The 24,194-nt window shown below is 33.9% G+C and carries 17 protein-coding genes; 9 read left to right on the top strand and 8 right to left on the bottom strand.

The window, feature by feature from the left end; all coding sequences use genetic code 11:
• Positions 1–13: 13 nt before the first annotated feature.
• From DZ60_RS0120980 to DZ60_RS0120965, 4 genes are all read right to left on the bottom strand, one after another.
• On the bottom strand, positions 14–1,882 hold the full coding sequence (locus DZ60_RS0120980; RefSeq protein WP_025743981.1) for a protein kinase domain-containing protein: 1,869 nt from the start codon (positions 1,880–1,882) through the stop codon (positions 14–16).
• A gap of 70 nt (positions 1,883–1,952) precedes the next feature.
• Positions 1,953–2,906 carry an FHA domain-containing protein gene (locus tag DZ60_RS0120975; protein WP_025743980.1) on the bottom strand — a complete coding sequence of 318 codons (954 nt, stop codon included), beginning with the start codon at positions 2,904–2,906 and terminating at the stop codon, positions 1,953–1,955.
• Positions 2,907–3,476: 570 nt separating this feature from the next.
• Positions 3,477–4,928: a hypothetical protein gene (locus DZ60_RS0120970; RefSeq protein ID WP_025743979.1), complete on the bottom strand. Its 1,452-nt coding sequence runs from the start codon at positions 4,926–4,928 to the stop codon at positions 3,477–3,479.
• Between the two features lie 356 nt (positions 4,929–5,284).
• A complete protein-coding gene (locus tag DZ60_RS0120965) occupies positions 5,285–11,338 on the bottom strand; it encodes an alpha-2-macroglobulin family protein (RefSeq protein ID WP_081740549.1) in 6,054 nt (2,017 codons plus the stop codon).
• Positions 11,339–11,904: 566 nt separating this feature from the next.
• On the opposite strand from DZ60_RS0120965, the gene DZ60_RS0120960 reads away from it, so the two are divergent.
• Entirely contained in the window at positions 11,905–13,263 is a 1,359-nt protein-coding gene (locus tag DZ60_RS0120960; protein WP_025743977.1) for a UDP-N-acetylmuramate--L-alanine ligase, read from the top strand.
• Here DZ60_RS0120960 and DZ60_RS0120955 read toward each other — a convergent pair.
• Positions 13,256–13,858, bottom strand: a complete 603-nt coding sequence (locus DZ60_RS0120955) for an FMN-binding negative transcriptional regulator (protein ID WP_025743976.1) — start codon at positions 13,856–13,858, stop codon at positions 13,256–13,258. The two genes, DZ60_RS0120960 and DZ60_RS0120955, sit on opposite strands and share 8 nt — an antisense overlap.
• Positions 13,859–14,096: 238 nt before the next feature.
• Positions 14,097–14,540, bottom strand: a complete 444-nt coding sequence (locus DZ60_RS0120950; RefSeq protein WP_025743975.1) for a hypothetical protein — start codon at positions 14,538–14,540, stop codon at positions 14,097–14,099.
• A gap of 228 nt (positions 14,541–14,768) precedes the next feature.
• Between DZ60_RS0120950 and radC the strand changes: the two genes are divergently transcribed.
• From radC to DZ60_RS0120920, 6 genes are read left to right on the top strand one after another with little or no spacing between them, the layout of a single operon-like run.
• Positions 14,769–15,467, top strand: a complete 699-nt coding sequence (gene radC, locus DZ60_RS0120945; protein ID WP_025743974.1) for a RadC family protein — start codon at positions 14,769–14,771, stop codon at positions 15,465–15,467.
• A gap of 31 nt (positions 15,468–15,498) precedes the next feature.
• Positions 15,499–16,809 (top strand): DUF7033 domain-containing protein, encoded by a 1,311-nt coding sequence (locus DZ60_RS0120940; protein ID WP_025743973.1) that lies wholly within the window; start codon positions 15,499–15,501, stop codon positions 16,807–16,809.
• Positions 16,799–17,485 carry a YjjG family noncanonical pyrimidine nucleotidase gene (locus tag DZ60_RS0120935; RefSeq protein WP_025743972.1) on the top strand — a complete coding sequence of 229 codons (687 nt, stop codon included), beginning with the start codon at positions 16,799–16,801 and terminating at the stop codon, positions 17,483–17,485. The genes DZ60_RS0120940 and DZ60_RS0120935 overlap by 11 nt, the downstream gene beginning before the upstream one ends.
• Positions 17,486–17,534: 49 nt before the next feature.
• Positions 17,535–18,113, top strand: a complete 579-nt coding sequence (locus tag DZ60_RS0120930) for a hypothetical protein (RefSeq protein ID WP_025743971.1) — start codon at positions 17,535–17,537, stop codon at positions 18,111–18,113.
• A complete protein-coding gene (locus tag DZ60_RS0120925; RefSeq protein ID WP_025743970.1) occupies positions 18,110–19,513 on the top strand; it encodes a DUF5723 family protein in 1,404 nt (467 codons plus the stop codon). The genes DZ60_RS0120930 and DZ60_RS0120925 overlap by 4 nt, the downstream gene beginning before the upstream one ends.
• Positions 19,514–19,519: 6 nt before the next feature.
• Positions 19,520–20,344, top strand: a complete 825-nt coding sequence (locus DZ60_RS0120920) for a hypothetical protein (RefSeq protein ID WP_025743969.1) — start codon at positions 19,520–19,522, stop codon at positions 20,342–20,344.
• A 35-nt stretch (positions 20,345–20,379) separates the two neighbouring features.
• Here the strand turns inward: DZ60_RS0120920 and DZ60_RS0120915 are convergent, their stop codons facing one another.
• Positions 20,380–21,657 (bottom strand): replication-associated recombination protein A, encoded by a 1,278-nt coding sequence (locus tag DZ60_RS0120915; protein WP_025743968.1) that lies wholly within the window; start codon positions 21,655–21,657, stop codon positions 20,380–20,382.
• A gap of 266 nt (positions 21,658–21,923) precedes the next feature.
• Here DZ60_RS0120915 and DZ60_RS0120910 point away from each other — a divergent pair, with 266 nt between their 5' ends.
• Positions 21,924–22,145: a hypothetical protein gene (locus DZ60_RS0120910; RefSeq protein WP_034230257.1), complete on the top strand. Its 222-nt coding sequence runs from the start codon at positions 21,924–21,926 to the stop codon at positions 22,143–22,145.
• Between the two features lie 9 nt (positions 22,146–22,154).
• Positions 22,155–22,268, top strand: a complete 114-nt coding sequence (locus tag DZ60_RS25805) for a T9SS type A sorting domain-containing protein (RefSeq protein ID WP_152537492.1) — start codon at positions 22,155–22,157, stop codon at positions 22,266–22,268.
• Positions 22,269–22,414: 146 nt separating this feature from the next.
• On the opposite strand, the gene DZ60_RS0120905 is transcribed toward DZ60_RS25805, so the two are convergent.
• The gene (locus DZ60_RS0120905) at positions 22,415–23,602 is read right to left on the bottom strand and encodes a hypothetical protein (protein WP_034230261.1); all 1,188 of its coding nucleotides are present in this window, start codon (positions 23,600–23,602) and stop codon (positions 22,415–22,417) included.
• Between the last annotated feature and the right edge of the window lie 592 nt (positions 23,603–24,194).

Genomic DNA, 24,194 nt, shown 5'->3' with positions numbered 1-24,194 from the left:
TTGTAACGATTATTCAGGACGTCACACAATTTAGCTTTTTTAACCCTTTTTCTAGACTGGGGATCATAGATGAAATATCATGTATTCCCAAATCTTTTTTAATCATTTCAAAAATAGGATGAAGCGCATTGTTTTGATATTCAGGAAGGCAATAGCATTCTCTTACAATAAATCCGTCGTTAAGGACTTCTTTTTTACTTTCGTAAATCAACTTTGATTTTCCGATTCCTGCCTGTCCTTTAACAAGTATAGCTTTTCCTTTTTTTGTTTGTATTGATTCCCAAGCGTTGGCAATTTTTAGCTGTTCAGCTTCTCTACCTATCATTTTTTGATCTGCACTGCGCAGACTAAGATGTGATAGCGCTTCGGTAGATCGCTCTCCCGTTAGAAGATATGTAGCTACATTTCCTGAGCCCGAAAATCCTTGTCCCTGAAAAGGTTCAAACTCTAGGTATGGATCTAATAATTTTTTGCTGGTTTCACTTGCGATAATATGTCCTGGCTGTGCTGTATATAACAGGTTAAAGGCGGTATTAGTTACGAGGCCTTCGGGAGCGGTCTTGTGTTTAATGAGTGCCGTACCCGAATTGATCGCAACTCTTACATCTACACCAACTCTATGTTTCGCATATAATAGCGCACTTCTTTTTTGTAATTTACTAACAAGTTCTAGGGCCGTTCTTCCTGCTCTTCGTGCATCTGTATCGCTTCCTTGAGGATACCCAAAATACATGATGATGGTATCTGCCATGATGCCCGAAACATGAGCGCCAAAACGAGTTCCTGTATCTTTGCAAAGGTTTAATTGATCCTTCTGTATGGTTTCTAACGTTTCGATATCCATCATTGCATCATCAGACATTGATAGACTAAGTTTTGCACAAAGTACAGTGAGAAGTCTTTTTTCTGTATGCACACTTCTCCATGCAAATTGATTCACTGCGGTAACATCTTCTGCAGGAGATGGTACTGTGTTTTGAGGTTTTATATCACCAACTATAGTGTTGAGATTTACTTTAGAAAACTCTTCAAAAATCAGAGAAGCAGTGGGCGTTCGTTGATATGGATCCTTATGTAATGCATTTGCAAGTACTTTTGCTATTGGGTGTTCTATAATTGATGGTGGCAGTGGTACATCGGCAGGATTCAATTGTTTTTGAAATATTTCGGCTACACTGGTTCCTTGCATTACGGGTTGTCCTGTTAAACATTCTAAGAATATCAATCCCCATGCATACAGATCTGTTTTTACTGTAGGAGGGTCTCCTCTAAGTTGTTCAGGTGCACTGTAAGCAGGTGTCCCTATAACCTCTTGTGTCAGAGTAAGGTTTTTGTAATCATTAGCTCTAAAATCATAGGTGAATGCCCCCATACCAAAATCAAGTATTTTTACATATGACCTGGTTTCGGTTTTAGTTATCATAATGTTATGAGGCTTGAGGTCGCGATGAATAATTCCTTTATTGTGAGCGCATATAAGTGCATCCAGAACTTGTTCCATCAGCATCCCTGTTTCCTCTGCGGGTAATCCATTATGTTTATTGATTAAGTCTTTAAGTGTTTCTCCCGAAATATATTCGAATACCGCAAAAGGTTCATTTTCTGTGGTGTAATCTTTATCCAAAAGTTTTACGATGTTCGGGTGATTAATTTCGGCACAAAGTTGTGTTTCACGTTCAAAACGGGCTATCTGTTGCTTTCTTGATTGTTCGTCGGGACTTTCTTTGAACTTTAATATTTTGATAGCCACATCCATACCTGTACTGGTTTTCTGGGCTTTATAAACTTTACCATATCCTCCTTCTCCTATTTTTTCTTGTATAACATAGTCTTTGGGGTCAATGCCAAAATTTGTTTTTTGTTGAGTTATAATATCTTTCACGGTAGGGTGTATTTGTGATGAATGTGTTTACTATTTCTGATGCTCTTTTCATTTTCCTAATTACTATGTTTTAGGAAGCAAGAACTTCACCAATGCAGGCTTCTTCTTTAATTATTTTAAAGAAGGGATGTGCAAAACGAATTTCACCCGATCTTCTCTCTATAATATTAGAAAACAGGTATCCGTATGGTTTGGTCTCAATTAATAATTTTCTGAGACGGTATATTTTTAGATTTAGATAATAAACATCGAGTTCTTTTCGAAATTCTTTGCTCATGTCTTCTAGCAAGTCATCAATAGTCATCCATCCTTGATCAGCGTCTACTAGTTCATTTTGAGCGTCGTCTAATTTTTTTCTAGCCAATGCCAAAAGCATATAGTTATGAACTCGCTCTCCTAAATCTACTGCTTGATTTTGTGTTATTATTTTGATATGAATATGCTCTTCATCAGAGCTTAAGGTGAATTGGTAATAAGCATTGTTAACAATATGTCCATTGTCCATAGTGTCTTCTAATACATTATTTTCAACAAAAGTATATTCCTTATTGTTGATCGTATAGATATTGTTATGCGTCAGTTTTGTGGCCACTCCTTCTTTTTCTATCTTCCAAGCGTCATCTTCAGGATAAATAAGAGCTTCTGGTTTTTCCTCATTGGGAAAGGCATAACATGAGTTGAGTTCTATTATTTCTTCATTAAGATTAATTGGTCTGAGATAACTGGAGGGGGAACCAACATCGACAAGTTTCCAGAGTGCGGTTTCTTGTTCACCAAATTGTATCGTATTGCCTTTAGAAAGCTTAATGGTAGTATTATTAATATACTCTCCGTTTACTAATGTACCATTGCGGCTATAGTCTTGTAAATACCAATCGCTACCTCGCCAAGATATTAAAGCGTGGGACTGAGAAATGTCTTGCCCCGATAAATAAGTATTAGCAATATTACGATTTCTACCGAACGTATGTTGTGTGTTAAGATATACGATTTCCCCTGTTCGATTATTTTTTATTATTGCCATTGCTTCCCCTGTTCAATTTTGATTATTTACTAGTAAATATACATCTAGTAAGAAAAATGTACTATGAAAATTATATAACAAAAATTTGTCTATGCTAGTAGTATATATCCAGTATAAAGGCTTATTACCTTGAGCAGGATATTCTATTAAAAGAATATTGTACTACCAGCATTAAAATAAATCAATATGTTATATCAGAGCATCATTCTTAATAAAACAAATTCAATAAAGAATTGCAGGCTATTTTTCATTTCTATAATTCTAGCCTAGAAATAAGTAAATCAAACTATCCGTAATTATTTACATCACAGATTTGATAAAATTCTTTCGGGGTAGAAAAAGAATATTGAAAATCCCGTTTTCTGTATTTTTAGGTTTACTAGTCCTTCTCAAATATAGAAAAATACTATTACTTTTTTTGTGTTAAAACTATATTAAATAGTTGAACAAAAAGAAACAATGGTTTAACTGTAATTGTTTCAAGGTAATACCGTTGATGCTTTGTAGGCAAAAGGCTGGCCCGTTTATTGAGTTTTGATTGTTTTTTCTTTGATTGAGGGAAAATAACTGTTAATATTCTTCTTTTTTGATAGTGACTGAGTTTGATGAAGGTGCGTATTGTATGTACCTGTATGAATCGTTTAAAAAAGCCATTGATACGTACTTAATATCATAGGTTTTTTTTGCGTTATTCAGGTATTCGTTTTTATCAATATCTACTTTTATAGTTTCTGTATTTGCATCTTTGAGAGGTGCGTAATTTGAGTCTAAAACAAGCTTTAGAGATAGGTCTTTTTTCTTCGGTTTAAAAAATAAACCAGCTATATCTTCTATTGGGTTTGGGCCAAATCTAGGGAGATTGTTTAGGGTGTTTTGGTGTATTTGTTGCATCATCATTTGTTGATTCCACATCATTTGCTGGTGGAACCATAAATTATGATGATACGAGTATGTCTGAGGGTTAGCATAATCAAATCGAAGTACCAGATTGTGATCAATTGATTCATTAACTGTTATGATTGGGTAGTTCGTTTTTCTACTCAATTTCTTGTGTAACTTATTGAGTATTTCTGTGTCAAAATGAGAAGCGAGCTTTTCTCGTAAAGCCGTTTTGTACTTTGACTCTCCCGTAATTATATTATCTATATTTAGATACATATCGGTCATGTTTCTACAGAAAATAAATAAATCTTTATTTACAACATATGTGGCAACAGAGGTAATGTTTTTTGGTAAAGGTGTAGTGCGAAAAACAGGAGTTTCATTTTTATCAAAATTTAATACAGTAGTTACAATCTGATTTTTTTTAGTATTCGAGTGCGTAAAAAATAGAGTATCATCATAGAAATATGCTTTTGTAGATGATAATGAGCCTTTTTCGACATATTCCTTGGTATCTACAAATTGATAGTTGGTAAATATTTCTTTGGCTATCTTTAGATCTTCTTTTTTAGGTTTTATTTTTAAGGAATCAATGATTTGACTATTTGTGATTTTGTTTAAAAAAAGATGGTCGTCTTTGTACTGTAGGCAAATAGTAGATTCTGGGGTTTGTATATATCTGTCTTCATTTTTCTTTTTTCGTGCTATATTTCTTTTTGTAATCTCTTTGGTCTCTATATTAAAATCGGTGATAGTCAATTGTATTGTTGATGTTCCTTTGTTAGAGAAAGATTTGGTGCCCGCACGTTTATTCTTTTTTACATGTGTCTGACGGGTTAGTATTGTAATGGTGTTATTATTTACATGATGCGATAATATTGTCGGGTTCTTTTCGTAAAAGACAAGATCGAATTCGGTAATCGTATCTTCTTTTTCCACAACAAATAGTTTTATTGCAAAGTTATCTGATGTTTTATCTTCCAGAATAACAAAATGAGCTGAAGTCTTCTGGTGTAATGTCCCTGAGAACGTGCTTTTTATTTTTTGTGTTTTCGATGGGGTGAAAACAAGAGTGTCTGTTTGCGCGTAGAGGGTAGAAAAAAGAAATATGGATACTAAAAATAGGTAAATTGACTTCATAAAATTGTATTGTTTTTGCTTCTGTATTACTTGTTAGTGTCTTATCAGATCTATTTGTTACCATCAATCTCTATTTTGACTCGTTTTATGCATTAGAACTTCGTTATGAGTCTTTCCTCTAAATAAAAATGTTCTTCTTGATTTATGCTAAGTATGTGCAATGTTTGGGCATTGATTTATAAAACTACTAAGGCAGGCTAGTTATTTTGGCATTAACCCCTGGTGTTATAAAGTTGTGATTTATTACTTAATAATTGGTTCTGGCGCTTAGAGTGTTGTTAAAAATAGCGATGCTTTTAATGTAATACTTTGCTACTAAATGATTATTCCTTTTACGCGTTAATAAACCATTAGAATTACTTGCCGATACGTATTCGTATACCTTCAGAATGACTCGAGAATTCTGGAGCGTACATACTCTGTATGGTTGTAATCCCGTTAGAAAATTCACCTTCGTTATTTACTCGTAAATCATATTCAAAAACATAAACTCCTTTTGGTAAATAATCAAAGAAAAAATTAGTAGATGCATCTTTGGTGCTTTCATAGTACCCTAGTCCGTCTTGATATTTGTATCTCGAGATTACATTCATGGGTTCTAGTCCTGATGCACGCATATCTTTCATATGAACAAACTCCATTGTGCGATCGGATCTTAATTCTATACGTACTCGAACCAAATCTCCCAACTCTAATTTGGTTGCTGGTGTAATTTCTGTAATCTCCTCTCCGGTATCAGTATTCTTTTTTAAGAATAGTTTTTTCTTGAGAGATAGTGGAGTTTTGGCAGATGTAATTTTATCCAGATCTTCAAAATACTGCCAATATAAGGCTCCCCATGCAATACCTTTTCCTTTTTTAGTGATTTTGGCAGTTGCCATATTTGGTTTTATTTCTGATCCGCTCCAAGAGGTTTTAAAGTATCCTGTACCAGCTTCGATTTTTGTACCTTCGATAGCACCCGGATCAATGTTATGATCTCCTAATACAATATCGACCATATCGGTTATTGATAGCCAATCGCTTCCTTGCAATAAGAGAGCATACACTGCATCAGAAGTGGCCTTGGTGGTTTTCCAACGATTGGTCTGTTTGTTTTTAAGTAACCATATTTTTAGATTATCAATTATTTTGGTTCTTTTTGGTTCTTGTTCTACTTCAGAAAAGACCTCAATCATTAATGAATGAGTCTCTATTGGTGCCTGATACCAGTACCAACTCGGGGTATTTGATTTCCAATACATTCCTAACTCTTCATTAGTAATACTTTTTTCGTCGAGAGATCGTATAATTTTTGTTGCCGTATTGGTGTCACTGTTTCTATTTAAAATTAAGGCTAACATTCCCTGAGAATATAGGCTCTGATCTATCCAGTATTTTTTTGATTGTCCTAAATAATAATCCCATGCTTCATTGGTGTTTTTAGCTCTTCGAATATCATTAAAAAAACTACGCATATATAGATAATGAAGTTGCGTATAACTTAGGTGATTTTTGTTGATATCGATTTTATTTTTTTTGCAATACCTTTTTAATTCTTCATATTCTTTCACAAAAGCAATATCCAAAAAGCGAACTGCTTTTTGCAACATGTTCTTTGTTGGGGTATCAAATTGGGTGACACCAAGTTTTTGTAAATGCCCAAATCCGGTAGCAATATGTTGCGTTATAAATCTATTTTCACGTCCCCCATCAAACCAAGGAAATCCTCCTGAGTTATATTGCATTTGTATTAATTTATTGATTGCAGATTGCAATTCGCTGGTCATTTTATTAAGATCAAAAAGTAAGGCGATTCGTTTCTTTTGTTCAGATTCGCTTTCTGCATCTCGTAACCATGGGGTGTCTTGTATAATTAGTGATTTTAATTCTTGATTTTTTTCTAAGTTACTGATTAGGGCATCACTATTTTTCCATTGATTAAATACTTCCTGAATTCTCGGATTAGAATTGGCAATATGACTGGCCAATGCGTTGGCATAGTATCTAGAAAATGTCTGCTCAGCACATTCATGAGGATACTCCATGAGATAGGGGAGTGCTTGTACTGCATACCATGCAGGATTTGATGTCATCTCAAGTGTTAATTTATGATGTTTTAGAGAAGCAGATGTGTTATTTTTTAATTTATCAAGAGAGAATGTTTTAGTTTGATCGGACCGAATCCACATAGGTAGGGTTTCTGTTACTAGCATTCTATTGCTTAGCACGGGCAACACATTTTGTTCGCCATCAGAAAATTCTCCTGCTTTAGCTATGATTTTATACTGAACAGTTTGTACAGTTTCGGGGATATTAAGTTTCCATGAAACATTCTGATTTCCCTTTGCTGTTACTTCAAAGTTCTGTTGTGGTTTTGTATTTTGCAGATCGGTATCAATTTTCTTATTTGTAAGTGCGTCAAATAATTGTAGTTCTGCAATCCCAGTAAGATTTTTAGAGGTGAGATTAGAGATTTTAGAACTTATAACGATCTCATCACCTTCTCTTAAAAACCTCGGTGGGTTGGGTATCACCATTAGTTCTTTTTGAGTGACCGTTTCGAGTATTGTTGTGGCTGTATTCAGATTTTTGGTATGTGCCAGAAGTTGTAGTTTCCATTGAGTTAGTGCTTCGGGGGCTGTGAAACTAAAACGGACATTACCTTCATTATCGGTGCTTAATTTGGGGAAAAAGAAAGCTGTTTCCTGTAGATTTTTACGAATTTTTACACCTTCAAGCGAAGCTTCTTTTTTTCCGGTATTTGCATCTTCTTTTTTTTCTTCTAATTCGTTATCATTATCGATGTCTTCTTCTGTGGCAGCACTACTCATTTCTGGTTCCTCTGCCATGATCTCATCTGCCATTGCCATACCTCTAGCGTTGGATTTTTTGAGCATGGGAGCAGGAGAACCACTTTCCATAATTTGACTTTTCACTCTGCGATTGAAATATTGCTGTCCAAAATAGAGACCGAACCAATTTAGTGCATCATATCCTTGTTGTTCATAATAATCATTGATATAATCTGGGTTTTCTAGCGTAAAATTTAAAACACCAAAACTTTGTCGTGCGTTTCTTCTATTTCTAGTACTGTAAATTGGTCGATTAATAGGGTTAAAATACCACTGGTGAGGCTTAAATTGGTCCAAAGAAGCGTCATACATGCTTGCTAGTAATTCTGCACTTACTTTGTCTCCTTTGGGACCTTTTATGGTGAAACTCCAGGTTTCATCCTGACCTGGGGATAATTTATCTCTAAATGTCGCTGTCTCTATACTTAATTCTGTTGGTTGATAAGGTACAGATATTATTGTTGAACCGCTTTGATAGCTATTGTAGTTCAGATAACTATAATTGACTGCAAATCCACCCAAATCGTCTTTTTCTACTGGAATTTTTATAGTTTTACTGTTCTTAGAAAGTGTAATAAGCTGGGTGCTGATGATCCTGTGATTTTTTTCGATATCAACGATAATCGAAATATCTTCGGATGCTGAACTTAGTTTTATCAGGACTTCGTCTCCTATTGCATATGAAGCTTTGTTTGTTGTGATTTCAAAAAGTTGTTGATCACTAATAGTTTTGTCCTCTTGACTGTAGAGGGTAATATATTGTATGTCCTTTACTTCCTGTCCTAGTCGATCTTTGGCCTTAAGTTCTATAACGTATTTGCCCGATTCCCATTTTTTGGTGTTTCCTAGGTTTATTTTTTGAATACCTTTTTCTCTTTCTCCAGAAGGAGATGTATTAAAAGAAGTTTGCATTACGCGATGTCCTTTTTTCCATGTACGGGGATCATGTTCGTTTTTAAAAGCGTCATGGGGAAACAGTTGCGAAAACTCCTCTTCTTTAAACCCTGCATAGTCAGGCGATTTCCAAGGACGTAAACGCAATGGTTTTTTTGGAGCTTTTAGTTTAAAAACCTCTATTGTTCCTGTCGTGCTAACGGGTTCATTATTTAAGTTTGAAGTAGAAATAGTAAATGTATTATCTTTCAGGGCTTTATCTAGCTTCTTTTTTATGTTTATCGAAGCTGTCAATACATGATATCCTACCGAAATTATAGTGCTTGTACTTCGGGTTTCACCATTAATATCCGTAACATCAGCAGTTACCTCATAGGTAAAAACGGGTAGGTCTTTCTTAGCAACACTTGCATCAGGAAGTGCTGCAAAACGAATAGTGTATTCTCCTTTTTCATTGGTGGTGGTTTCTCCGAAAGTTATTTCTTGTGGTGAGGATCTATAACGAGGGTACCAATAGCACCATATTGGGTATTGTACGGTCCTTCTCACAGTATACTTTACTTTGGCATCCGTAATCATACTTCCTGCATAGGCTGTTGCTTGTCCCGAGAGTTGTATAGTGTCGTTTAGTTTATAGGTTTCTGTAATAGGGTCAAATGTTGTTTCGAATTTAGGACGTTTGTATTCTTCTACAGAAAATGACGTACTATGGTAGTTATCCGTAAAAATTGAATAAGATCCTGTTAATCCCGAGGACGGAATGATGAACTCTCCGCTAAATGATCCATATTCATTCGTTCTATACTCAAACCTTTCTATTTCTTGTCCATTTACATTTTTGAGAGCCGCAAACGTTTTTTGTTCTGGTAAGACCTTATAGTTTTCGTCACCGTCAGATGACAGTACGATTCCCTTAAAATAGACTGTTTGCCCTGGTCTATATATGCTGCGATCTGTAAAAAGGTATGTTTTGTCTACAGTTCTTCTGTTGTTGTAATTAGTTTTATGTGATTTGTTAAGGTAATATCCATCAAAAAAGGTTGTCTTTTGTTGGTGTGTTACTGTAATAGAGATATTGTAGTAATGCATATCTGCAACCATATATACTTGACCTTTTTCGTCTGTTATCATGGTTTTATCAATAGAGTTTCTACTTCCTCTTTGGTCGGTTGTTTTAACCCGAACTTTAGCATTGGCAATAGGAGAGCCGTTATTTCGGTCAAGAACCTGAAAAATAGTTTGTTCTGAGTTTTTATCCTCTATCAAAGCAATATTACTTACTTGTGTTACTCCAAAAGAAAACATTTCTTCATTTTCTAACTCTTTATTTTTAGTACCTACTATAAAGTAATAACCATGATCCAGTTTTGGTACCACTACCTCTGTAGTGTGTTTTTGATAATCAAATTCATCACAAATTTCAGCCTCCCAGATAGCACTCGTTTTTAATGATTTTAGGAATTTTATTTGCTCGTTAGACTGATATAGTTTCTCAAAACTTTTTAATTGATTTTTAGTGACTTTTAGAGCTTTAAAATATAGTTTGTTAAGGTTTTTATAGGAGATTAAGACTCTTCCGGTTGTCTGTACTGGTACATTTTTTTCGGCTTTTATATCAAGTTCATAATGCAAGATTTGCGCCTTCAAAGCATTGCAATTGCTTGCGCCTCTAGAATCTGGGAATTTTTTGATAGTTTGGTTACATAATTCTAGTGCTTTTTTTAATTTCCATCTGTGTAGTTGGTTTTCTTCAGGAATGTATGTTGATCCTTGCTTTTTGTATAAGCTGGCGATTTCGTAATCATATAACGCTGCGGAGTCATGAGAAGCAAATTTTTCTTTTTCTGATTCTAAGGTTTGAAGTAAAATATGGTCCTTATCTAAGAAAACTGCATGCTCATATACAAATTTAATTCGTTCTATGTTTACCTCTGTTAATGCCTCAGGAGTACTATCTTTGCTATGAAAATTTATTAAATTTTGGTAAAGTTTTAAGGCATTAAATTGAAGTGATAAAGAATCTTTAGTCGCTATTTTTAGAGAAGAGAATGTCTTGTGTGTTTGTAAATATTTTGAATCGTCTATTGTAAAAGCATACGAAGGTCTGGTGATATTCGTTTCGGAAGTTTTGTAAAAACTTAAGGCATTATGCGTTAAAAAGTCATATAAAGTAGGGCGATACTTTTTAGAATTACTAGCGGTACTTAAAATCTCATTAAACTTAGATAGATCTGTTTGTTGTGAGAGAACTCCGTTTTCTAGAGATTTTTGATAATGAAAATGAACTTCGGCAAAGAGAGTTTCGAGATCCCATGTTCTAAAGTCCTCTTGGTCCACTTTTTCAGAAGTTTGAGTTCTGTTATAGAATTTCCATCTGTTTTGTTGAAAATATTGCCAATACAGGTTTCCTAGAATACTTTCTAAAACATTCTTTTTAGGAAACTCACTTTTATTAATTTCAGTTTTAATTTCTTTGATGATTGTAAGTTGTGCGTTTTCTTCTAAAGTGAGCGTATACTTAGCTTTATGTAGAAAAGCTTTTATGACTTGATTATCATTTGATTCTTTTTTTGCAGAATCATAAATAATTTCGACAATTTCTAATGCTGATTTTGGAAGTCCTTGGCGATCAAAATCTTTAACTTTTTTCCAATCACTCTCGTACTCATTTTGACCGTTCATTATAAATAGGTTTGATACACAAATTAAAATAAAGATGATATAATTTTTCACAAGTTTAATTTTTTAGTACGTATTATATGGTTGGTCATACGTTATCCAGTGTTATGTATTAGAAGGCAAATGCGGCTTAACATTCCTTATACTTATAGTACAGGTTCAAAGGGCGCTTTGGGTTTCATGTTTCAGTTTGATTGCCAAATTCTAACATTAAAAATAATACTATAAAGCTACACTTTTGAAATAGTGATCGCAATTTTGTTGCCAAAAATCTACATCTATACCATAGTGCACTTTAGTTTTACAGAAAAAAGAGTGCTTATTACGATAAATTCAAAGTACAAGAGGTATGATATTGATGTTTATAATGGCTAAGGAAATAAAATCTAGAAAAATACAAAAGTAGCATTGAGTGAATTATGAGGTACGCTGAGTAAAATAGTCTTACAAATGAGTGTGGCTAATCTCGGATTGATATTTTTTTCTTTTTTTAAAGCGTTCCGTGCGTAAAAAGTAATTTGATACTTAGGAATTAGTTTTATATTTACTCTTTGATTTAAGAATTAACTATGCGCGTACATTTTATAGCTATAGGGGGGAGTGCAATGCATAACCTAGCCATAGCATTACATCAAAAAGGATATCAAGTTACAGGAAGTGATGATACTATTTTTGAACCTTCAAAATCGAGATTAGATAGATATGGATTATTGCCCAATGAGTTTGGTTGGTTTGCTGATAAAATCAATACAGATCTAGATGCGATTATTTTAGGAATGCACGCACGAGAAGATAATCCCGAACTTCTTGCAGCTCAGGAGTTAGGAATCACAATATACTCTTATCCAGAATTTTTGTATGAGCAATCTAAGAACAAAACAAGAGTTGTTATTGGGGGGTCGCATGGTAAAACAACGATTACTTCGATGATTCTACATGTCTTACACTATCATAATAAGGAAGTAGATTATATGGTCGGTGCACAATTAGAAGGGTTTGATACGATGGTTCATCTTACTGAGGAAAATGATTTTATGGTCTTAGAAGGGGATGAGTATTTATCATCTCCTATTGATCGTAGACCTAAGTTTCATTTATATCAACCCAATATCGCATTGGTAAGCGGCATCGCTTGGGACCATATTAATGTCTTTCCTACTTTTGATATGTATGTTGATCAGTTTCGTGTTTTTATGAATTCTATTGTTAATGGTGGGGCACTGGTTTATAATGAAGAGGACGAAGAGGTCAATAGGCTTGCTGAATTAGCAGAAAACCCTATCAGAAAATTTGCTTATACGACACCCAGTTATAAAATTGAGGATGGTCAAACGTTGTTAGATACTCCTGAAGGGGAAATGCCTATTGAGATTTTTGGGGCGCATAATTTGAGTAATTTGGCAGGTGCGAAATGGATTTGCCAGCATATGGGTGTTGATGAAGATGATTTTTATGAGGCAATTGCTTCTTTTAAAGGAGCTTCAAAACGATTAGAAAAAGTGGCAGAAAATGATACTACCGTTGTGTACAAAGATTTTGCACATAGCCCTTCTAAGGTGAGTGCTACTACAAAAGCAGTCAAAGAGCAATATCAAAACAGAAAAATTATCGCTTGCCTTGAGTTGCATACGTATAGCAGTCTAAATGCTGAGTTTTTAAAAGAATACGAAGGTGCGCTTAACGATGCTGATGAAGCCGTGGTTTTTTATTCTCCTCATGCGGTGAAAATAAAAAGATTAGATACTGTTTCTGAGGAGCAAATAGAAAAAGCCTTTAAGAGAAATGATCTAACTATTTATACCAATCCAGAGAATTTTAAAAACTATCTCAAGAAAACGAATCTTGCAAATTCTGCAGTTTTATTAATGAGTAGCGGTAATTATGGAGGGTTAGATTTTGATGAGGTTAAGGGTTGGATTGCTAATTAAAATGTTTTGTGAAGATTTGATCTACGAAGCTTTCAATACTTTTCTGATTGTTTTTTATTAGCTCTTGTTTTGCATTTTCGATGTCCGTAGGGTTTTTGTCTTGACTAAGTTTAAATTTTCCTTCCCAATTTGTGATATCGATTTCAAAACCATGTACATAGTTTACTAGTCTATCCATTCTTGGATCATCGTGTTGTATTTTGTATGCATGATTAGGAGCTTCAAGATGTTCTGTCATAGTAACCATAGAACTTTTAATAACATGTACATCAGTAATTTCTTTTGCGGTTCCGTGAGCGTGTGCAATGATATAGTTCCAGGTAGGTAATTGAGATGTTGCATAGATTGAGGGAGAAATATATGTTTGAGGACCTTGAAAAACAGCAACAACTGGATAATTACCTTTTAATAAATGTACGTGAGGATTGTTTTTGTCAATATGACCAATGAGTTTGTTTTGGTTAAAAATTAATGGAGCATGAGTTATTATTGGTGTTGTTTCTTTTGCAGAAATTATTGTAGCAAAAGGGTAGGTGAGAGCAACATCTATTATAGTTTCTGGATTATATTCTTGGTGGTATTTTGGTGGGTACACAGTTTGTCTTTTAATTTTGTTAGAAGTCTTATGGATATTTGTGTAATGATGTTTGTTGAAATTGAATTTAAGGCATAGTATTTTTAGATAGTGTATTCTTTTGTAAAGTATGTGTGATTGTTTTAGGTAAAAAGTGGTTGCAAGTACTCTATACATAGAAAAACAACAAAAGCCAATCATTTATAGATTAGCGCCTGTTGTTTTAAATATTTTGTTAAGATTTTTTTCTCTCTACCTTCTAACTTACTTCATCAAAGAAAAGGCTAAGAAATCCATCAAGATCATCATTGGTAGCAATGTCTTTTGGAGTTCCTAAGTTAATCATTAATGGTTGATCCTTAATAGTTCCTTGTAAGAAATATTGGAACGTAGTTCCCATCTTGAATTTAAATCCTTTGAGTTGAGCTCCGAAAGAAGTAAAAGTTACTTCTGATTTAGAATCGTTACTTTCTGCAAATGCACTTATGGTTGCGTCAAAAACCGCACTAAGCATATCATCACTATAGTAATCCCATTTGATTGATGTTCCATCGCAAGCTTGCAATTCATACTCAGATTGAGCTTCGCATCCATTAGGTACTTGTATGTTATTTCCTACTAGGTTGAGAAAGGAAATTTTCTTATCCTGCCCATAGAAACTAAGAGTTGCAAGAAGTAGAACAAAAGTAAAAATATTCTTCATAAATAGGTAAATTTGAAGTTGTTAAAATATTCAATATTTGATATAGGGTTTTCAAATATAGTAAAACTTTCATTTTCAAACAAATATATGTGCAAAAATAATGCTTCATAATTGCATTCTTTGTATTTAATATGTTGTATTTTTTAGCTAATAATCTATTGTTTTTGAGATAAATACTTTATACTTACTGACGCGATAATACAGTTATTTTAATACGTAAAAAATCAAATGAGTGAGTCAAATTATACTTTTACCATCAAGAATTGGAGTGAAAATGATCGTCCAAGGGAGAAATTAATCGCTAAAGGAAAAAATACCTTGACCGATGCTGAGTTGATAGCCATCTTAATTGGTTCGGGAAATCGCGAAGAAAGTGCAGTTGCATTAAGTCAACGTATTTTGGCAAGTACCAATCATAAAATTAATGAATTAGGTAAGTTGTCTGTAAAACAATTGATGAGTTTTAAAGGAATTGGAGAAGCAAAGGCTATAACGATTGTAGCGGGCTTAGAATTGGGTAGAAGAAGGGGAGGAGAAGCAGGATCTGAGGTTGCAAAAATTAGTTGTAGCAAAGACGCTTTTCTTATTTTTAGACCTCTCATCGGTGATCTCGAACACGAAGAGTTTTGGATATTGTTTCTTACCAATACGAATAAAGTGATTCATAAAAAACAACTAAGTATCGGAGGAAAAACAAGTACCATGGTCGACCCTCGTATTGTTTATAAATTAGCCTTAGAGTTTGGGGCGATAGGAATTATACTTGCGCATAATCATCCTAGTGGCTCTCTAATACCCAGTGAATCGGATAAAATTGTAACGCAAAAATTAAAGGAAGCAGGTGCGATTTTAGATATAAAACTATTGGATCACTTGATTATAACCGAAAAAAACTATTTTAGCTTTGCAGACGAATCTTTACTATAAGATCAAAATTATCACTGATTAGGATAAAAGTATGTTGTTAATACATGTTCAGAGAGTTACCCCGAGAGTGTCATATGCGTTTAAGCATATTTGTAAACGTGTCTTAGGAGTCGAAGTTGAGTTTACTGCAAAAATAGAACCTTTTATAGCACATGATGGTCCCAAATTTTCTTATGGGAAACAACCGCTTGGTAAAGAGCTATATTTTCAGAGTGTAGAACTTCTTTTTGAACATGGATTGAGTGATATTAGTATTCAGGTTCTTGACTGGGAAGAGACCAAATGTTTTTTTGAAGTCAAACATGCAGAAACGGCATTACCATTTGATATTTTTGCGGCTACATTCTACCTATTAACTAGATATGAAGAATATTTACCTCATGTAAAAGATACATTGGGGCGTTTTCCTGCAGAGGAAAGTATAGGGTATGTTCATGGTTTTTTAGAAGATCCTGTAGTAGATATATGGGCATATAAGTTCAAGCAAGTTTTGCTAAAAAAATATCCTGATCTCATATTTCAGGAAAAAAAATTTAGAATTTTTCCTATCATTTCTGTAGCACAAACATTTGTATACAAAAATAAAGGAATTATACGATCAATAGGAGGAGCTGCAAGAGACCTTTGGAAGCTCGATTTTGATAAATTTACTGATAGAATTAGGGTGGCAATAGGAATGAAAAAAGACCCCTTTGATACCTTTGATTTTATAATCGAACTACAAAAAAAGAAAAAAAGAAAAACCAAGGTGCTCATTGGTTTGGGGGATTACTCTACGCATGAGAGAAATGTACCTTACAATCGTCTTGCGCACCATGAGGTGATTAAGCATATTGCTGATTATAGTGAGGTAGGACTTAAGGTATCTTATGAAGCAATAACAGATATTGCGATGCTGAAAAAAGAAAAATTACGTATTGAGAATATTATAAATAGAAAGTTGCAGTACTCTATTTGTTCATTTTTTAAAATCAAGTTGCCAGAAGCATATCGCAATTTTATAGAGTTAGAGATCGAAGAAGATTATTCTATGGGATACCCAAATCATTCAGGCTTTAGAGCAGGGACCTGTTCTCCGTTTATGTTTTATGATCTTGATTATGAAGTCCAAACCCCTTTGATGATATACTCTTTTTGTATGGCTCATCTCGGGAAAAGAGAAGATAGAAATGATGAAATAATTACAAAAAAAGAAGTTGAGTTATATCTTGATAAAATAAGAAAAGTCAACGGGGTTTTTATTCCCGTTTTCAGTAATAAATTAATAAGTGATCTCCAAAATCAACCTTTTTGGAAATCAATTTTAGAACTAATCTGGACAACTAAAGAAGATGAAATCTAACATACAACATATATTCTTTGATCTTGATCATACATTATGGGATTTTGACAAAAACTCATTACTAGCATTTCAGATGCTTTTTGATAAATTTGAGGTAGCCATAGATATCGATGATTTTCTAAACATATATCAGCCAATTAACATGAATTATTGGAAGCTATACAGAGAAGAAAGAGTATCAAAAACAGATCTTAGAAGAGGTCGATTGATAGAAACTTTTAAAAGCTTTAAAATGTCTTTTTCTATTAATATAATAGATCAAATGTCTGATGATTACATTGATTTTTTACCACTTAATAATTATCTAATAGATGGGGCCAAAGATTTACTAGACTATCTGCGTCCTAGTTATAAGTTACACATTATTACTAATGGATTTAGAGAGGTGCAGAACAGAAAATTAGTAAGTTCAGGGATATATGAGTATTTTGTAACGGTAACCAATAGCGAAGATGCTGGAGTAAAAAAACCCAATCCTCGAATTTTTGAACAGGCTCTTCAAAAATCTGGAGCTCAATTAGCAAATAGTATTATGATCGGGGATAATTATGAGGCCGATATTATGGGAGCAGAAGCAATGGGGTTAGAGACTATATTTTTTAACTATCACGGGGAAGTTTTACCCATAGAATATCCGCAAGTTTCTAAATTAAAGCAAATTAAAACAATGCTTTAGTAATAAAAATTTGTATTTTTAGTTATTATACATAACATTTCTACCCCAAATGAAAAAAAACAAACCTATTACATGGCTTTGCATGCTATGCTTAGCACTGCTGTCTATTTCTTGTGTTGAGGATGTTGATCTCAATCAAGCAAATGATATTGTACTCACACCTGTGTATGAAGCAGATTTTGTATACTCTAAGCTAAATACCGAAGAATTTATTGATTTTGATATTGATCTGGGGATCATTGTGCCAGAGATTGTAGTTAATGATACTCTTGATTATGATATTTTAAGCAGTAGTTTTGCGGTTGATAATCTCGAAAAAGTTGAGCTATATTTTGAGTTTTATAATAGTATTGAAATAGGTTTTACCTTTGATTTTATTTTTCTGGATTCTAATGGTCAGATTATAGGGCCTTCTTATTCAATACCTGTGAATCCTGGTAATGGTCCAGATGAGCCTTCTGTACTTTCAATACCAGATCCAATAACATTAGATCCAGAGTTAATTGCAATTTTGGGTGATACCAAACAACTTGTTACCTCTATAAGGGTACAGAATGTAAGTAGTAGTCTGCAAGGGATTTTAGAACTAAAATCAAAAGGAACCTATTTTGTAAAGTACGATTTATGAGAGGATTTATTATCTTATTTATTGGTTTTTGGGGATCTTTAGTAGCCCAAAATAAGGAGACCTTATATGATTTTACAGACCTTCCGCAATCTTTATTGCTTAATCCGGGAGCAGAAGTAGATTTTAAATTTCATATGGGGATTCCTGCATTATCTCAATTTCATCTCAATGTAGGTGTTAAGGGAGTATCACTATATGATGTTTTTGCTGATAATGAGGTTGATATAAATACAAAGATAGAAACCACGTTGAATGATCTTAGAAGTGACGATTATATTACAGCAACGCAGCAATTAGAGCTACTAACTTTTGGATGGAAAAGCAAAAACAATGAAAAATACTACTTTTCTGGAGGTATATATCAGGAGTTAGATATGATAGGATATTTTCCTAAAGATTTTGCAGTTCTTGCCTATCAAGGTAATCAGGAATTTATCAATATTCCTTTTCATTTTTCTGATATACGCGCATCTGCAGAGTTACTTATGGTTTACCATTTTGGATACAATAAACGTGTAAATAAAAATTTGATTTTTGGAGCTCGAGCCAAGCTGTATTCTAGTATTTTTCATGGTCGTACTTCTAATAATCAAGGTTTTTTTACAACCGTAGAAACTCCTGATGGCAATAATATCTACCAGCATATTGTGAGCGGAGCAGATCTAAACCTTAGAACTTCGGGGTATAAGACAATAAAGGATATAGTTGATGGTGATAGTACAGAAAAAGCGAAGGAAATAAAAGATGAATTAATTAATAGAGCTCTTTTAGGAGGAAATTTAGGTTTCGGTGTTGATGCTGGTTTTACTCATAAAGTTAATGATCAGCTTGGGATTACTGGTAGTGTAAATGATTTGGGTCTGATTGTATACTCTAAGGATGTTGAAACCTATCACATACGAGGTGATTATACCTTCGAGGGGTTTGAGACTCCGATACAATTTACAGGAAATGAAGCACAGGACTTCCTAGATGAGGTAGAGGATGCTTTTGAGATAGATACCTTGAGTAATACCTATGTGGTAATGCGACCAGTAAAATTTTACGGATCTGTCAAATATTCTTTTAACCAATACAAAACAGATAGTTGCGATTGCTATCTACAAGGAGAAGTTCCGCCATATATGGATGCATTCGGGGTACAATTATTTTCACAATTCAGACCCAGAAGGACACAATACGCCGCCTCTTTGTTTTACTACAAACGAATTACCAATTTTTTAAGAACTAAACTTACCTATACGGTTGATGATTATTCGTATTATAATGTCGGGTTTCTGTTATCAACACATATTAAGAAAATTAATTTCTATATTTCGGCAAATAATTTAATAGAATATGCTAATCTTGCAAAGGCAAGGGGAGCTGCCGTACAATTAGGGTTTAATTTTATAATGTAATATACTATGTTGCGAATTTTGTTTTTAGGGGTGCTTTTTATTTCAGTTTTTACAAGCAATGCTCAGGGAAAGATAAATGATTATAAATATGTGATCGTACCCGAAAGTTATGGGTTTTTCGAAGAATCAGATAAGTACCAATTGAACTCGCTGACTAAGTTTTTGTTTAATAAGTATGGGTTTAGTGCCTATATGCAAGGAGAAGAGTTTCCCAAAGACTTTAGTGGTTGCAATGCATTGCGGGCCAATCTCATTAGGCAATCTGGTATGTTTCTTACAAAACTTCTTGTTGAACTAAAGGATTGCAATGATAAGGTAGTGTTTACCTCTCAAGAGGGGAAGAGTAGAGAGAAGGAGTATAAGAATGCCTATCATGAGGCGCTAAGAGATGCTTTTAGGAGTATCAAAGGTCTTAATTACGCCTATTCTGGATATAAGGGTGATACTAGTTCGGCAACAGGGCAACCTCAAAAAGCAGTGGTGGTGTCAGAACAAAAACAACAACAAAAACAACAACAAGTTACAGAAAGTCCTAAGCAACCCGAAGTTTCTGTACCTAATACCACTGGTACAGAGGTTAAGTCGACAACATATTCTTTAAATGATGTATTATATGTGCTCAAAAAACAAGAATACGGATATCTACTCTATGATAAGGAAACATCTGCCGAGCTAGGTAAGTTATTCAAATCTTCTAATGGTAAGAGTTATATTGTAAAAGCAGGAGACTTAAGTGGTACAGGGTATTTTGATGCCTACGGAAACTTCATTCTTGAGCGTGTTAATCCAGCTACAAATCAGCTAATTGTTGATACACTTGCAAGACAATAAGGCAAGGTGTTGGTTTAAGAAAAAAATAAACATGATTAATATCCGTACTTATCTTTCCATCGGTTTTTAAGGAAAGTTCTAAATGAATTTTCACGTTGGTTATCACTCGGTTCATAAAGAGTCGTATTTTTAATCTCATCGGGTAGAAATTCCTGAGCAACAAAATTATCTTTATAGTCATGCGAATATTGATACTCTTCTCCGTATCCTAATTCTTTCATTAGTTTGGTAGGTGCATTTCTGATCCCTAGCGGTACGGATAGGTCCCCTGTTTGTTTTACAAGCTGCTGTGCCTTGTTAATTGCCATATACGATGCGTTACTTTTGGGAGAAGAGGCAAGGTATACAGTACATTGACTTAAGATAATTCGAGCTTCGGGATACCCTATGGTGTTTACCGCCTGAAATGTGTTATTGGCTAAAATTAATGCTGTAGGATTGGCATTGCCAATATCTTCTGAAGCCAAAATAATCAATCGTCTTGCAATAAATTTTAGGTCTTCGCCCCCTTCTATCATTCTGGCAAGCCAATATACCGCAGCATTGGGGTCACTACCACGAATAGATTTGATAAAGGCAGAAATGATGTCGTAATGTTGTTCACCTGTTTTATCATATCTAACAGTATTTTGTTGCACCAATTTAGAAACAAGGTCATTCGTTATAGTAATTGTATTTTGCTCCTGACTTGAAATAATTAACTCAAAAATGTTCAGTAATTTACGAGCATCTCCTCCTGATAATCTAAGTAATGATTCAGTTTCTTTGAGTGTTATTTCCTTTGTTTTGAGGTATTCATCCTCGTGCATAGCTCTAGCTAGTAGTGCCTCTAGTTCTTTTTTGCCAAAAGCATTTAATGTATATACTTGACACCTAGATAAAAGAGCAGGAATAACCTCAAAACTAGGGTTTTCTGTAGTTGCACCGATAAGGGTGATCCATCCTTTTTCTACAGCACCCAACAAGGAATCTTGTTGTGATTTACTAAACCTATGAATTTCATCAATAAATAGTAGTGGATTTTTTGCAGTAAAGAGTCCACCACTTTGTTTAGCCTTTTCGATTACGTCTCGTACCTCTTTTACGCCACTATTAATTGCGCTTAGTGCGTAAAAGGGACGCTCTGATTCATTGGCAATAATATTGGCAAGTGTTGTTTTGCCGACCCCAGGAGGTCCCCAAAGAATCAATGAAGGAATTATTCCTTTTTTAATTTGTTGTGTAAGAGAACCATCATCTCCGACCAGATGTTCCTGACTTAGATATTCTTCTAGAGACTTGGGGCGAATGCGTTCTGCTAACGGTTTATTGATATCCATACCCGCAAAGTTACAAAGCTCATTTTGTAACCCAAAATCAATGTAGTTTAACTAGTAAATAATCATCACTTTTTATAAAAGGGCTTCATCCTAATAAATAAAAGATAAAGAGGGCAGAACCTAGTTTTTTTGACTTTACATCATGTAGCTATGGCTATCTTTTATGTCTTTTAGGTTGTTTGATCAGAATGTATGTATTTGAGTTTATAATCCCAGAAGAGGTTTTGCAATGGCACAGTACTTCTTCCTACTAACTCTAAATGATGCTATTTTATATCGTTATTGATGCAGCGTTTAGTACGGATTGTAATTCTTTTACACTTAAGTCAACAATTGATTCATTTAACGATAGCACAAAAACGATAGATAAAGAGTTTGGTTATGGAATAGAAGTATATCCAAATCCGGTTCTAAATACCTTGAGTATTCGTTTAGCAACCGAAGATATTCTAGAAACGGTAGGAGTTTATACGCTGATGTGAGAAGAATTAGTGGTAACTAATGAGAATGAGGTAAACATGAGCCATATGTCATCAGGAGTTTATTTATTAATACTAAAAAGCACTACTGGAAAAGTTGCCTTCAAAAAACTTTTAAAAGAGTAATTACTTAAAAAAATAGCAAACAAAAACTCAAGCTAATCAATATGGTAGTTTGAGTTTTTTTGCCATTTAGTTATCGAGCTTCCTTAGAGTAGCATCCAAAATTTAGTGTCAACCTATTTCAGAACAAGATACCAAGTATTCTATAATTAAAACAATGTATACCCAAATATTAAGGAAAGTGAAGAATAGTTAGATTTCCAACGGGTATAGCCATTCAGAAGGTTTCTGTTGAATCCGTATCTCAATTCGACACTATAGATATTCTTGAATTTGTACCCACCTCCGATTAGAAAATTTGGTGACGGTGTAAAACCTATTCTTTCTAAATTCGAAACCTCAAATGTTTTTGATAGTGAGATGTCAAAAACAACAGCGGTATTAAAAAATAGTTTAGATTGTTCATTAAGAAAAGAGTAGTATCGAAACCCCACAGGAAATTCAATAGAACTATAATCGATATTGGCTATCGTATTTTCGTCATTCATTTTTTTAGACTCATAGTGTTGATAGGTAGGTTCTATAAATAAGGCTAGTTTATTTTTATTAAAAGGTAGTATAAACTCACCCTCAATACCCATTCTAAAACTAATTTCTGTATCAAAATCAACTCCAAAATCAGAATTGATATATTGTGCCGTAAATGAGGAACTATTTACTCCCGGTCTCAGGGATAGATTAAAAAGATCCCGCTTTTGTTTTCTATCAAAATTGATCATCTCAGTGTTCTGACACACATTATACTTTACAAAAATCTTGATGAGACTGTTTTTCTTGTATGCTAGGTTTTTTATCTCACTTTCTGTGATGTTTTTACATGACAATGCATTAAATAATTGTTGCTTGTACCTATTATTGGAGCCAATCAGGTCATTATCTATTTTATATCTCTTAAAAATTAATTGTTTGATGGGGGTTGTATCTGTTTTATAAAAATAGCGTATTAGGTCCCCATCAGCATAAGAATAAAGTGAAGCTTGTCCCTGTACTAATACCTTTAGAAATAGTTGTTCTTTTTTGAATTTGGGTTCTCGCAGCGTACTTACTTTGGTTATTTTGTCACTAGATCTATCGATGTCTACGGTGGTCTTTATGTATTTTGAATCTCCAACAATTTCAAACTCTTTTACAGCATCTAAACCTGCAATAGTTTCTTCCCCATTTACGGATAGTTTGTAGGTAAACTCTTTAGGGTTGTTTTTCCAGTCGATGTTTTTGATTAAGCAATTAACTTTGTCACCTGATTGATCAATAAAATAACTTTCATCAAAAGTTATTTGCCCAAAGGCATACGGTACTAAAAGTAACACACAGATGAAACTTAGTAGTTTTTTCATTTTTTTAGCTTTATTTTTATTTTTTAATTTGGTATTCACTTATCTGTTTATGTCTCGAGACATAGACATGTTACAACCTATAGAGAAATTTTTTTTCGTTTTTTTATTGCTAATGAGATCTTTCTCCTTTTGTTAGATCATTACTTTCCTTGTAAAATGCAATACTACGGCATAGTAGTTTCATTTTTTAAAACTCCAAGATTTTTTCTTTTTTTAAAGCCTGAAGTCCAAAATCCAAGTTTTTGAAGTTATATGTTGTTGGTTTATGGTGTCTTAGTGCTGAAGTCTGAAACTCATTTATTGGTGTTAGATGGAGTCTAGTATCGGGCATATTGTATGTGTTACGAAGTCGGGAGACTTTGCACAACGGGGGTATAACAGTATGTAGCAATACTATTACAAAGCACCATACTGCTATTGCCCTCAAAACCTATGGTCTAATAGATTATTTTTATGCAAGGTGTTACCATAGGATGTCTATATAATTGTGTTTTAGACATCATCTGGTAGGCTTTGGGAGCATTTAGAATGGTTTTGAGTATGTATTTGGGTAACTGGAAACTGGAGTCAATTGAATTTTGAGATCGTATAT

The sequence above is a fragment of the Aquimarina pacifica genome, from assembly GCF_000520955.1.
In the GTDB taxonomy this organism is placed as follows: Bacteria; Bacteroidota; Bacteroidia; order Flavobacteriales; family Flavobacteriaceae; genus Aquimarina; species Aquimarina pacifica.
The sequence above is the reverse complement of the archived record's forward strand: the minus strand, read 5'-3'. Positions and strand labels throughout refer to the sequence as shown.